Origin of the sequence: Acinetobacter lwoffii, from assembly GCF_015602705.1 — a bacterium.
Classification (GTDB): Bacteria; Pseudomonadota; Gammaproteobacteria; order Pseudomonadales; family Moraxellaceae; genus Acinetobacter; species Acinetobacter lwoffii_E.
In genome coordinates this window covers 1,964,321-1,977,935 of record NZ_CP059081.1, presented here as the reverse complement: position 1 = coordinate 1,977,935, position 13,615 = coordinate 1,964,321, and the positions used below count along the sequence as shown (strand labels likewise).

12 protein-coding genes are annotated in these 13,615 nt (G+C 44.3%); 4 read left to right on the top strand and 8 right to left on the bottom strand.

The window, feature by feature from the left end; all coding sequences use genetic code 11:
- The first annotated feature begins 51 nt into the window (after positions 1 to 51).
- From rutF to H0S56_RS09515, 3 genes are read left to right on the top strand one after another with little or no spacing between them, the layout of a single operon-like run.
- Positions 52 to 567: an NADH-dependent FMN reductase RutF gene (gene rutF, locus H0S56_RS09525; protein ID WP_406935373.1), complete on the top strand. Its 516-nt coding sequence runs from the start codon at positions 52 to 54 to the stop codon at positions 565 to 567.
- Between the two features lie 33 nt (positions 568 to 600).
- Entirely contained in the window at positions 601 to 1,956 is a 1,356-nt protein-coding gene (gene rutG, locus H0S56_RS09520; protein ID WP_168730740.1) for a pyrimidine utilization transport protein G, read from the top strand.
- A gap of 51 nt (positions 1,957 to 2,007) precedes the next feature.
- A complete protein-coding gene (locus H0S56_RS09515) occupies positions 2,008 to 2,847 on the top strand; it encodes an NAD(P)-dependent oxidoreductase (protein ID WP_265088333.1) in 840 nt (279 codons plus the stop codon).
- A gap of 183 nt (positions 2,848 to 3,030) precedes the next feature.
- Here the strand turns inward: H0S56_RS09515 and H0S56_RS09510 are convergent, their stop codons facing one another.
- From H0S56_RS09510 to lipA, 3 genes are all read right to left on the bottom strand, one after another.
- Entirely contained in the window at positions 3,031 to 3,423 is a 393-nt protein-coding gene (locus tag H0S56_RS09510; protein ID WP_195724929.1) for a carboxymuconolactone decarboxylase family protein, read from the bottom strand.
- A gap of 172 nt (positions 3,424 to 3,595) precedes the next feature.
- A complete protein-coding gene (locus H0S56_RS09505; protein WP_195724928.1) occupies positions 3,596 to 6,100 on the bottom strand; it encodes an acyl-CoA dehydrogenase in 2,505 nt (834 codons plus the stop codon).
- Positions 6,101 to 6,455: 355 nt separating this feature from the next.
- Entirely contained in the window at positions 6,456 to 7,469 is a 1,014-nt protein-coding gene (gene lipA / locus H0S56_RS09500) for a lipoyl synthase (RefSeq protein WP_005246834.1), read from the bottom strand.
- A 213-nt stretch (positions 7,470 to 7,682) separates the two neighbouring features.
- On the opposite strand from lipA, the gene sthA reads away from it, so the two are divergent.
- Positions 7,683 to 9,098, top strand: coding sequence for a Si-specific NAD(P)(+) transhydrogenase (gene sthA / locus H0S56_RS09495; RefSeq protein ID WP_004646501.1), 1,416 nt, complete (start codon positions 7,683 to 7,685; stop codon positions 9,096 to 9,098).
- 96 nt (positions 9,099 to 9,194) lie between these two features.
- Here the strand turns inward: sthA and H0S56_RS09490 are convergent, their stop codons facing one another.
- The 5 genes from H0S56_RS09490 to H0S56_RS09475 form a co-directional block, all read right to left on the bottom strand.
- Positions 9,195 to 9,524 (bottom strand): four-helix bundle copper-binding protein, encoded by a 330-nt coding sequence (locus tag H0S56_RS09490; RefSeq protein ID WP_195724927.1) that lies wholly within the window; start codon positions 9,522 to 9,524, stop codon positions 9,195 to 9,197.
- Between the two features lie 279 nt (positions 9,525 to 9,803).
- Positions 9,804 to 10,769, bottom strand: coding sequence for a TauD/TfdA dioxygenase family protein (locus H0S56_RS09485; RefSeq protein WP_086043988.1), 966 nt, complete (start codon positions 10,767 to 10,769; stop codon positions 9,804 to 9,806).
- A 178-nt stretch (positions 10,770 to 10,947) separates the two neighbouring features.
- A complete protein-coding gene (locus H0S56_RS14440) occupies positions 10,948 to 11,082 on the bottom strand; it encodes a hypothetical protein (protein ID WP_005107399.1) in 135 nt (44 codons plus the stop codon).
- Entirely contained in the window at positions 11,075 to 12,289 is a 1,215-nt protein-coding gene (locus tag H0S56_RS09480; protein ID WP_195724926.1) for an MFS transporter, read from the bottom strand. The genes H0S56_RS14440 and H0S56_RS09480 overlap by 8 nt, the downstream gene beginning before the upstream one ends.
- Before the next feature lie 156 nt (positions 12,290 to 12,445).
- A complete protein-coding gene (locus tag H0S56_RS09475; protein WP_195724925.1) occupies positions 12,446 to 13,543 on the bottom strand; it encodes an OmpW/AlkL family protein in 1,098 nt (365 codons plus the stop codon).
- Positions 13,544 to 13,615 lie beyond the last annotated feature (72 nt).

Sequence of the window (13,615 nt, the reverse complement as noted above, 5' to 3'; positions counted from 1 at the left end):
TCTAAAATCATCACAGAGACAGTTGCAGAAAATAAAGCATTAAATAAGGTTTTGGCGACTAACGCATCGGGTGACATCTTTACCCAGGTCGATCAGCAGATTTTCCGTCAGGGCATGTCTAATCTAGGTGCTGCAGTGAATGTCATTACCACGCAAGGCGATGCAGGAATGGCTGGATTTACCGCTTCGGCCGTATGTAGCGTGACGGATACACCACCAACGTTACTGGTGTGCCTGAACCGTTCTGCGTCAGTCTATGAAACCTTTAAAAAGAATCAGGTGTTGTGTGTGAATACCCTGGCATCACATCAACAAAATCTTTCCAATCTGTTTGGTGGAAAAACACCAATGGCAGAGCGTTTCAGTCAGGGGAACTGGAAAACTTTGGTGACCCAGTCGCCTGTACTTGAAGATGCCTTAGTCAGTTTTGACTGCGAGGTGGTCCAATGTTTATCCGTAGGCAGTCATGACGTGCTGTTCTGTGAGGTGAAAGCCATGTGCCAGAGTCAAGGCAATGCGCTGATGTACTTCAACCGTTCTTACTGTGAGCCACACAAAATGTGCTAATTCAATTCAATCCTAATCAAGGAGGGGAAGCCGATGCAAGAAAAAGAAACGTGGTTTCCAAAATTTAAGCCTTACCAAGGCAATCTCGATACCACACCCGTGCAAACAGATGAATATCTGCCTGCTGGAAAAAGTATTATTCTCGGGTTGCAGCATGTGTTTGCCATGTTTGGCGCAACCGTGCTGGCACCCTTATTAATGGGGTTTGATCCCAATCTCACGATTTTCATTACCGGGATTGGGACCATTTTATTTTTCCTGATCACGGGCGGTCGATTGCCTAGTTATCTGGGATCCAGCTTTGCCTTTATTGGTGCGGTCGTCGCAGTTACAGGTTATTCCGGAGTTGGTGCGAATCCTAATATCGGACTGGCGCTTGGCGGTACCATTGCTTGCGGTATTGTCTATGCCTTGATTGGTCTGCTGGTCATGAAAACCGGTACCAACTGGATTGAAAAACTGATGCCGCCAGTAGTGACAGGCGTGATTGTGATGATCATTGGTTTGAACCTGGCGCCAGTCGCAATTAAGAGTGTTTCAGCGAACCAGTTTGATTCGTGGATGGCATTAATCACCATTATCTGTATCAGTGTGATTGCTGTGTTTACCCGAGGAATGGTACGCCGTCTGTTGCTGTTATTGGGCTTGTTATCTTCCTATCTGATTTACTTCCTTTTCACAAACGTCATGGGCTTCGGATCTGCGATTGATTTTACCAAAGTCAGTGAAGCAGCATGGTTTGGTTTGCCGAATTTCCAGAGTCCGGTCTTTGAAATGAATGCCATGCTGATGATTGCACCAGTGGCCATTATTCTGGTTGCAGAAAATCTTGGGCACTTTAAAGCAGTATCCGCAATGACTGGTAAAAATCTGTCGCCGTATATGGGACGCGGTTTCTTTGCAGATGGGGTTTGTACTTCATTATCCGCTTCTGTCGGCGGTACCGGGATGACCACTTATGCTGAAAATATCGGTGTGATGGCAGTGACCAAAGTGTACGCCACCACCGTGTTTATTTTTGCCGGGATCTTCGCTATTTTGCTGGGACTTTCACCTAAATTTGGTGCGGTGATCAGTACCATTCCAGTAGCTTTATTGGGTGGCGCATCGATTGTGGTCTTCGGGTTGATTACTGTGGCGGGTGCCAAAATCTGGGTGGATAACCATGTTGATTTTACCAAGAACAGTACCCTGATTATTGGTGCGGTGTGTCTGATTATGGGGACAGGTAATTATAGCTTGCAGATTGGTGGTTTCGATTTGGGTGGTATCGGTACTGCGACTTTGGCTGCGATTTTGTTGAACCTGTTCCTAAATCGTGGTGAAGATAAAGAATTGCCTGAACCTGCATCGACCGCAACAGAAGTTGAGGTTAAGCCAGTCGCTTAATATAAGGAGTATTTTTTGAGTCATACAGTTGCATTTTTAGGACTTGGGGCAATGGGCTGGCATATGGCCTCCCATTTGCCAAAACTCGGACATCCGGTTTGGGTCTGGAACCGGACTGAACAGAAAGCGCTAGATCATGCTCAATCTTTCAGGACTCAGGCAGTGGGTATTGAACAGGCGGTTCAGGCAGATTTTATTTTTTCTTGCTTGCCGACCAGTCAGGATGTAGAGAAGCTAATTGCTGCACATCCACCTAAACCGGGTGCAATCTGGATTGACTATACCAGCGGTGTACCAGAATCGGCCCAAAAACTGGCAAATCGATTGGAGCAACAGGGAAGCTATTACCTGGATGCTCCGGTATCTGGTCAGACTGTTGGGGCAGAAAAAGGCACTTTAACCGTGATGGTGGGAGGAAGTGAATCTGCCTTTACGCAAGCCAAACCGGTCATTGCTGCTTTTGCTGGGTTGATTGAATATGTGGGAGAAAGTGGTTCCGGTTTTGCAGTGAAAGCCATTAACAATACTTTGATGGCTACGCATTTATGGGCGCTGGCTGAAGGCTTAACTGTACTGAAAGGGCAGGGAGTTGACTTAAGCAGTGCGTTGAACTGTATTAATCATTCCAGTGGTAAAAGTAGCATGTCGGAAAATATCATGGCGCAGCGTGTACTGAGCCGTGAGTTTCATAAAACCTTTGCGCTGGATTTATTGCAGAAAGATATTGGTATTGCTTTAGAACTGGTGCAACAGCAGCAACTGGATTTATCAGTGATGTCTTTGGTTCAGCAGCAGTTTCAGCAGATTGCCAGACCTCAGGCCAGCCAGCTGGATTTTTCCGCTGCGGTACAAGGATTGGAACAACGTACGCAAATTGAATTAAGGGGATAAAGTTTTTATTAAAACCTGTTATTAAGAGAAATAATTAATTTTCAATTAAGTTCATCGCAATAGATTTCTTTACCTAAAATATAAAAATCCGGGGATTTAAAATTCCCGGATTTTTATTTCAATTGCTTTAAATAGCCTAAGCTAATTTTAATATGACAAGCTCAAACAATTTAAATAAATATCTTAATTTTGTTGATTCGTCTCATATTCCTGAATGACTTCAAGCGCGGCACGAAACGCTTCCTGGGTTGCCGGTGCACCGCAGTAAGGCAGGCTATGCAACAACACTTCCTGAATTTCCTCAACCGTTGCGCCGTTATTTAGGGCACCTCGCACATGACCTTTTAGTTCAGTGGGACTTTTTTGCGCGGTTAGAAATGCAATGGTAATTAAAGAACGATATTTACGCGGTAAAATACCTTCACGTTGCCAGGTCGAACCCCAGGCATGTTCATTAATCCAGTCCTGTAATGGCTGGGTAAAAGGCACGGTATTTTCCTGAGCACGCTGCACAAAGCTTTCCCCCATTACTTCAGTACGGACTTTCAAGCCATTTTCATAATCTTGTTGTGACATGCTTTATCCTCAATTTTATTATTGCTTTAGCTTAACGCTTTTAAGCCAAAATACTATCGTGCAATAGTCGTAAAAAAAAGTGGCTGAAAAGCCACTTATGAAGCTTCCAAAGTGAGGTATTGAAACATGGCTCCACTCTGGAATTTATGACACCTTTGATCAAAAGTTTGATTTAAGGTGATACTGAGTGTGAAGGATCAGTTTGCACTGAAGTATCGGTACCTGTAGCATCTTCCTTGATGAGATACGGATTCTCAAGCTCTAATACCTCATTCAAATGTAGATCGAATACATCGGTCAACATGCTGTCATAACGGCGCGCATTATAGTGCAGCAGTTTTTCTGCTTCCTGATCATTAATAAAGCCTTGTAGCTGTGCATCGGCTACATGCTCAGCAAAACTGAGTCCTTTAAATTGTCCTTTATTTTCAGCTTTTTTAAAGCAATCCCAGAGTTTTTCAATCTCGAGTAGCAGATTGAAAGTAGATTCCATACGGCCAGTGACATCATTTTCATTAATATTATAGTAGACATGTTTTTTGAGTGACTGCCGGAAAGCATTGTTTTCCATCATGCTGTTTGCTACCTGTTGTTTCAGCTGGTCTGATGGTTTCTGTACCGGACGGCCAAATGGGAAACATAGCAGTTTGACCATGCCTGCTGCTGCACCTGATGGAAAGTTGGCAAACAGGTCAAAAAATGCTTCTTGCGCTGTATACAGAGACTTTTCTACCGCAAGCTGTGCATGTAAACGCTCATCTTCAGTCTTTTTGCTATGCTCAAAATATTTCAGAATTGAGGAAGCAATAAACAGATGTGCATGAATATCGGCCAGACGACCCGAAAGCATTTCCTTACGTTTGATATCCCCTGCGAGTAAACCTAGGCACATATCCGCAGTTAAAGCAAAGTTGGCACTCAGCCGATTAATGATCTTATAATAAGGCTGGGTGAAATCAACCGCACTTTGCGGCGCAGCACTTGAGCCACCTGTAAAGGCATAGGCAAAGGAGCGAGCAGTCCGGTTAAAGGTGTAACCCAAATGCTTAAACAGCAAGTTATCAAAAGGATTTAGAGCCGCTGCCGAGTCTTCTGCCTGTAAGAGCTGTAATTCTTCATATAGATAAGGATGGCAGCGTATTGAACCCTGTCCAAAAATCATCAAGGAACGACTGAGAATATTGGCGCCTTCGACGGTAATGGAGACTGGAATTGCCTGATAGTAAGGTGCCAGAAAGTTACGCGGCCCCATCTGAATGGCACGACCACCGACCACATCCATGCCGTGATTGACCACTTTACGCATGCCTTCAGTTGCATAGTATTTGGCAATCGCCGTCATTACGGCAGGCTTGCCACCCTGATTCAGACCACAGGTGACCAGATAACGGAAGGCTTCCAGCATATAGGTGTCACTGGCGATTTCACTATTGGCTTCCTGAACACCCTCAAACTTACCAACTGAAATCTTGAATTGCTGACGAATACGAGAGAAAGCACCCACATTTAAATAAGTCATTTCTGAAGTAGAAGTAGACAGCGCTGGTAGGGAAATGCCACGACCGACTGCCAAACATTCCATCAGCATGCGCCATCCTTTACCGGCATTTTTTACGCCACCAATAATCCAGTCCAGTGGAATAAAGACATCTTTACCTTCCACTGTTCCATTCATGAATGGCGGTCCCGGGTTATGCCGTGGTCCCACTATTACGCCTTCATGACTGGCAGGAAGCAGGGCACAGGTAATGCCATATTCAGTCTGTTCACCCAAAAGATGATCCGGATCATACATTTTAAAGGCCAGACCCACCACTGTCGCAATTGGTGCCAAAGTAATCCAGCGTTTGGAAAAATTCATTCTCAGACCGAGTACTTCCTGACCTTCAAACTGGCCATAGCAGACTACACCGGTATCAGGAATCGCACCAGCATCGGAACCGGCCTCCGGACTGGTCAAACCGAAACAGGGAATTTCTTCGCCTCGCGCCAGACCCGGCAGATAACGGTCTTTCTGTTCTTCGGTACCATAATGCAGTAACAGCTCGCCTGGTCCGAGTGAGTTCGGTACCATACAACTCACGGCTGTGGTCAGAGATCGCGAAGCAATCTTGCTCATCACCCGACTTTGGGCAAAGGAGCTAAAGGCACGACCGCCGTATTCTTTGGGAATAATCAGGCCTAAGAAACCATGTTCCTTAATATATTGCCAGACATGATCAGGCAGCGCTTTCTGCTCATGGATTTCCCATTCATCCAGCATGCTGCACAAGGTCTCAACCTCATTGTCCAGAAAAGCTTGTTCTTCTAGCGATAATTTGGGATAGGGATAACTGTTAAAGGTTTCCCAGTTCGGTGCACCCATAAACAGTTCTTTTTCCCACCAGCTGGTTCCGGAGTCCAGTGCTTCACGTTCTGTCGGGCTGATACTCGGCATGGCATTGGCCAGTGCTTTATAGGCCGGTTTAGAAATGAACGACATACGTAAAGGGTCGATCATCACCACAAGGCTAATCAGGATCAGCGGAATGCCGAGAATAAGTGACCATGGGCTAATAAAGGCACAGACTACTGACATGACAATTAGTGCAATTGCACCCGCGCTACGGGAGAGATGAAAATAGAAAACCGCCCATAAACTAAGTAATAGCAGTAGTACAGCAAATATAAATAGCATTGTTATAGTTCTCCAGATTTATACAACGCTGCCTGTGCCGAGATCTCATAGAATTTTTGTCACAGTTCATTCATTTTTTTTGTCGCTTGAGGATCGGACAGGTTCAGCATTGCACGTGTGAGAATGATCGTTTTCAAGTCTTGCAACGATATTTTTAAATCTTTCATCTATTTTTGAGATTGTTTGAAAAATGCTCAGTCTTCAAGTGAGAACGCGCAAAGAAATGTGAAGATAAGTAATGACTTAATCTTATCTAAAATAAAAAATGGGGTTTAACACTCAGTAAAGATTTAAATTGAAGAGATAAAAAAGCCCTCTACAAGAGAGGGCTTTTATTTCATTAGTTTAAACAGGATTAAGCTTCAATGGCCTGAACTGCAATTTTTTTGGCAGGATCCACTTTACGACGCACTGCTGGTACAGGTTCGCCGTAGTATTGGCGGTCGGCAAAGTAGCTTGAACGAACCATTGGTGCTGCCCAGATATTACGGAAGCCCAGTTTTTGGCCATGTTCGGTATAACGCTCGAATTCTTCAGGTGTTACGAAGCGGTCAATCGCTGCATGTTCTTTTGAAGGCTGCAAATACTGACCAATCGTCACATAATCCACGCCATGCGCATGTAAATCATCAAGCAGAGCAAGCACTTCTTCTTCAGTTTCACCAATACCGACCATGAGACCACATTTGGTTGGTACGTCCGGGCAGTATTCTTTAAACATTTTTAGCAGGTTTAAAGAGTGCTGATAGTCAGAACCTGGACGCATGGCTTTATATAAACGCGGTACAGTTTCGATATTGTGGTTAAACACATCTGGCGGACATTCAGTCATGATACGCAGCGCGATATCCATACGGCCACGGAAGTCCGGCACCAGAATTTCGAGTAAGGTATTTGGGCTTAGAGCACGTGCTTCTTTAATACAATCGACAAAATGCTGTGCACCGCCATCCAGTAAATCATCACGGTCTACCGAAGTGATTACCGCATATTTCAAACCCAGGTTGGCAATAGTTTCTGCCATATGACGCGGTTCATCTGCATCCAGTGCATTTGGACGGCCATGAGCCACATCACAGAATGGACAGCGACGGGTACAGATATCACCCATAATCATAAAGGTCGCAGTACCGCCACCAAAACATTCAGGCAGGTTTGGACAGGCGGCTTCTTCGCACACCGTATGTAATTTTTGCTGACGTAGTGTGGTTTTAATGCGTTGAACTTCTTCAGGTGCCGCCATTTTTACCCGGATCCAGTCCGGCTTGCGTGGCGTTTCAACCGTAGGAACAACTTTTACAGGAATGCGGGCAACTTTTTCCGCACCGCGAAGTTTGACGCCCTGTTCAGGTTTACGGTTTTCAGACATATTCAACTTTTCCACTGTTTTTGAAGGGGGAGATACTCAAAGATAGCGCAGTTATTATAACGGACTTCGTTCTAAATAGGGCAAAAAGGGGTATTCATTTAAAAAATGTTCTTATCAAGCAATATATGTGAGTTAAATACACCAAATCAACAGGATTTACGTCATAATAAGAGTGTAGATTAAAGTGAATTTTTTAATTTTGAGGAGCGTTGAATGCCACGTAAAAAAGAGGTCGTTAGTGGGACTTTCGTTAAATATGATGCGGTAGTTCTAGGTTCGGGCCCTGCGGGCGAAGGCGCGGCAATGAAACTTGCCAAATCTGGTAAGCGTGTTGCAATCGTTGAGATGCGTGAACAGCTGGGTGGTAACTGTACCCATGTCGGTACGATTCCAAGTAAAGCATTGCGTCAAACAGTATCCAGTATTATCCGTTATCAACGTGATCCACTGTTTCAAAAAGTTGGGGACTGGAAGCAGTTCACTATGAAGCAAGTGTTGCGTCATGCACATAAAGTTATTCAACAACAAGTAGATACACATTCACGTTTCTACGACCGCAATAAAATTGATATTTATCATGGTCGTGCCTACATTCAGGATCAAAATACCATTTTTGTATTTAACCCAGATGGCATTAAAGAAACGCTGATGTTTAAGCAACTGGTCATTGCCAGCGGCTCGCGTCCATATCGTCCAGACATTCTTGATTTTAATCATCCACGTGTATTTGATTCAGACAAAATTCTGGATCTGGACTATTCCATCCAGAAAATCATTATTTATGGTGCAGGTGTAATCGGTTGTGAATATGCCTCGATCTTTATTGGTTTGGGACATAAAGTTGACCTGATCAACACCCAACACAAACTTTTAAGCTATCTGGATGATGAAATCTCTGATGCGCTGTCTTATCACTTGCGTGAACAGGGTGTGCTGATTCGTCATAATGAACAGATCGACTTTTTAGAAACATTTGACGACCATGTGGTGATGCACACGCAAAGCGGCAAGAAAATTAAAGCCGACGCGATTTTGTGGTGTAATGGCCGTTCAGGCAATACCGATGGTCTAGGTCTTGAAAATGTTGGCCTGAAACCGAACAGCCGTGGTCAATTGACTGTGAATGATCAATATCAGACTGAAGTTGAAAATATCTATGCTGCCGGTGATGTGATCGGCTGGCCTTCGCTAGCCTCTGCTGCCTATGACCAAGGTCGTTGCGCGGGTGCCAACATGAGCGGCGAGAAAGACGTTGCACCGGTGACTGATATTCCAACCGGGATTTATACCATTCCTGAGATTTCTTCGATTGGTAAGACTGAACAGCAGCTGACTGAAGAAAAGATTCCGTATGAAGTCGGTCAGGCATCATTCCGTCATTTGGCACGTGCACAGATTACCGGTGATACCATGGGCGAATTAAAGATTCTGTTCCATCGCGAAACGCTAGAAGTTTTGGGTGTACATTGCTTCGGTAACAATGCCTCTGAAATTATCCATATTGGTCAGGCGGTCATGAACAGCCCGAATAATACGATCAAGTACTTTGTAGAAACCACGTTTAACTATCCGACCATGGCGGAAGCGTATCGTGTAGCGACACTGAATGGTATGAACCGTTTATTCTAAGTGAGATATTTGACTTAGACAGAAAAACCGCAAGTCTTCACTTGCGGTTTTTTTATTGGAATTGATTAAGTCAGTCAAGTTGATCAAATTGAATTTTTAAGCAGCCATTTTTCGGCATTCTTCAGCACAGCGGCGGCATGCTTCGGCACATTGCTGACAATGTTCATGTTGGTGCTTGCCACATTCTTCTGCACAGTAGTCACATGCTTTGGCGCAAAGTTCACATATCTCATGCATGAATGGAGACTGCTTTTGTTCCATACGGGCACACAGCTGACAGATATCTGCACAATCCAGACAGCGCTGGATACATTCCCGCATCATGTCTAAATCTTCTTCTTTAAGACAGGCACTGGCACAGTTAGCGCATGCCAGGGAACAGTTCATACAGGTTTGAACACAATCTGAAAATTGAAGCTGATTCATTGTCGTTTCCTCTTTCCATAGGTTTATTGCTGATTTTCTAATACGCTAAGCAGAAAAAGGAAAATACACTAGGCAGATTAGGTGAGGAAAAGTAAACAGGCACTTTGTTTTGTTAAAGGATTTACTTCCATATTTATATTCAGAACCAAGGATGTTGATTGTTTGAAAAAATAAAAAACCATTGAGGCGGTCAAAGTCTCAATGGTACAGGATTTAAATATGAGTCATTATTATCGAAGGTTGTAATGTCCTTTCTTATTATTCGGATTTTCTGGTTTTTTAAAATGGGCGGCTACCGGCCAGACTGATGCGTTTCAATAAACGGCGCTGATCCGCCGGGAATGGACGGCGTGAGTGCAAAGTCACCTGATTGTCCCAGAACACGATATCGCCCACTTCCCAATGATGTTCATAAGCGAACTCAGGTTTTGAAATATGCTCACGTAATTTTTCGATCAGTTGACTGCCAGCCTGATCATCATAATTGACCAGCTCGACCTCGGTATGCGTGTTTAACCAAAGCGCTTTACGGCCAGATTCAGGATGGGTCCGCACCAGTGGGTGCGGATAGGCATGACTTAATATGGGCTGATCTTTAAAGCGATACAGCGGACTATTACCGTAACCTTGATCAACAGCCTGATCTTTAGTTTTTTGATGGCGCACAAAAGGGTTATAAGTAATCAGTTGCAGCTGATCGATCTCTACCTTGGTTGCTTCATCGAGTGCATCATAAGCTTTAATGGTATTGATCCAGCTGGTCTGTCCGCCGTCCTGAGGCAGTTCAATGGCATACAGAAGGGAACCAAAAGAAGGTAAGGGCGTCCATTGATGATCGGCATGTGGAGTCAGTTCACCATGCCCGGTGTAATCTCCCTGACCAACAGCATTGGAAACCGGCACGACATCGGGTGGAACACCGCTATCGGACTGCGCAGCCAGTACCGGTGTATCTGCACCGGGACGGAAAATGGAACCGAAATAAGTTGAAAACGCCAGATACTGTAAATCATCCAGACTTTGCTGCTTAAAGATCAAAATCAGATGCTCGGCCAGCGCCTGTTTTAACTTTAAAATGGTTTTGGATGATTGGGCTTTACGGGCATCCAAGCCATAGACCACTGCGCCTAAGGCCTGACCGGTTTGCGGTACAATCTTGATTTCAGCCGGATGTTGAAATTGATCTTGCTGATGCCAGCGTGGAGCATCATGAATCGCTTGTGAAAGTTGGGTTAAGCTGGTCATTATCAAGTCTCAGAATTTTCTTGTTGATCAAAATCTAAGAAAATTCCGGACTGAAATAAAATCAAAAGAAATGATAAGTTTATGAATAATATTATATTTTTATTATTCAATTGATTTTAAAACATTTAACTTATTGTGCGATGGATTGCGCATTTTCTGCTGAGGATATTTCAGCAGTTTAGTGTGCGCAGAAAGCCTGATTAAAATACTCAAACAGCTCAGGGGTCTGAAACCACAGTCCAATCGACAAAGCCAGTAAAAGCAGGATTGCCACAGCAATCGAAAGTTTGAGTTTCAGCAGAGAATCAGTCATGGACGATTTGCTCCTCATTGACCCAGAAATGCACCAGTACCCCCAAAATGCTGAGGACAATTGATAGCATCCACACCGCATTATAATTGCCGCTCAAATCATGGTTGACTCCACCGAGCCAGCCACCGAAAAACGAGCCAACCTGATGGGTAAAGAACACAATGCCACTGAGCATGGTCAGATATTTCACCCCGAACATATTCGCCACAATACCATTGGTCAGCGGAACGGTCGATAACCAGAGTAGTCCCATAATGACACCAAAGCTATAGACTGTCCATGTGCTGAGAGGCAGCATGAGAAAGGCAATAATCGCAATTCCACGCAAGGCATATAATCCCATTAGCAGATGCGGTTTGGAATATTTTCCACCGAGCCAGCCGGCGGTATAGGTGCCTAGCACATTAAACAGACCCACTAAGGCTAAGAAAATCGTACCGGTTGTGGCATTAAAGCCATGATCAATCAGATAGCCCGGCAGGTGGATGCCAATAAAAACTACTTGAAAACCACAGACAAAAAAACCCATGGACAGAAACCAGAAGGGTTTATGATTTTTCACTATCACCAGAATCTGTTTAAAACTCAGTGAGACTTTATTGGGGGTAGAGGCTGCGTTGGGATTAACATACATCGGTGCTTTCAGCATCCAAGCCAATGGCACAATCAGTGCAATTAAAATGGCACTGACCACCAGCGCCGCTGACCACCCGACATTCTGTAATAGCAGCAGGGTCGAAGGCAGCATAATAAACTGACCAAAAGACCCGGCTGCACTGGCAATACCCATGGCCAGACTGCGTTTTTCTGGTGGTGCCGCACGCCCGACCGCAGACAATAATACCGGAAATGAGGTGGCTGACAGGGCGAGACCCAGAATCAGGCCGACACTCAGATTAAGCAATAATCCGGTTGAGCTAACTGCCATCAAGAGTAGACCGATGGCATATAAAGCGCCGCCTACAGCCACCACAATCTTGCTGCCATATTTATCGGCAAATGCCCCGGTAATCGGCTGAACTGCACCCCAGATCAGGTTTTGCATGGCAATGGCCAGGCTAAAAACATTATGACCCCAGCCAAATTCTTCGCTCATCGGCACCAGATACAAGCCAAATGCGTGACGTACACCCAATGACAGTGCCAGAATGATGGCAGAGCCAATCAGCATAAAAATAAGAGCTTTGGAAAATTGACTGTCAGCCATACGTCATTCATGCCTATAAAGTTGATATGTATAGTATTCGATTCAAGCAATAGAGGCGATTAAATAAATATTGATCAAAAGATAAATTTTTTTTATTAATATATTAAGCCTAAAAAAACGGCCGAAGCCGTTTTAATTAAAAATCGGATATTGAGCTTAGAAACGCATCCCAATCCCGGCATAGGCCAGAATCGGATTGACTTCGATATCGGCTTTAGAGCGAATCAGTTCACCTAGATTTGCATCTGTCACTGTAATTGTCGTGTCATTTTTTAGATGTGCATAAGAGACTGAACCTACAGCAAACCAGGTGTCATTAAAGTCATAGCTAAAGCCGACCGTGGCCACGGGCGCGAAAGCATCGGATGCTTCAAGTTTGACTTTTGGATCGGCCCCTTCATTTGGCGTACCATCTAGAGAAGCACCTGCTTTGTTTCGTTTAATGTTGGCAATCATATGTCCGGCAGCAATCAGGTCCTGCTCGGTACGTGAGTTAATTTCCAGTTCATTGAAATAGGCATACATCACACCTAAGCCGACATAAGGCCGGAATTTATTGATCCCTGTTTTACCAAAGTGATACTGGAATTCAAAGGCAGGTGTCCAGGCGCGGGCAGAGGCGGCCGGCCCATAAGCTTCCAGATCAGTAATGAGAATATCATTTTTTAATTCAATGCCGGGTAAATCAATTCCACCTGGAATTTGTGGAATCAAATCAAGACTTGGAGTCGCAAGCGCAGAGAAAGGAGCATAAATTTTACCACTGCCTTGCAAGTCTACTTTAGGTGGAATGCCGGCTTTCATTTCAAAAGAAATATTATCGGTAAAATAGTAATTGGTCATAATGCCTAAAGTGGTGACATCATCCGCTTCCAGGCCAGTACCAGGATTATTCCAGCTTTCCAGTCCATAAATTTCAGCTCGCCCACTGAGCGCTGCAGGCAGTGTTTCTGTACCAAGTCGATCCAGAATATTAACAAAAACAGAGGAAAGGTTTGGATCCATGTCTGGATCAAGATTATTTTTCACAGAGTCAATTGAGATATCACCTACTTGTGATGTTTCACCTTCTTTGACAGCAGTATTCACTTTAAAGGGCTGGGCCTTGCCTTGCGGCATCACATGCAATGTACCGACCGATACCGAAAAGCGCTTAAAGCCATCTCCATCTTGCAAGCTAAAATAAGGGGAATCTGCATGCGCGACCATAGGTAAAGTGGCTAGGCCTGCCATACATGCCAGCAATGTTTTCATTGATTTGGAACTCCATGTCCAGTTTGTTTATTCGTTTTTCTAGTTAACTAATTATGTGAATTGCCTTAAAAA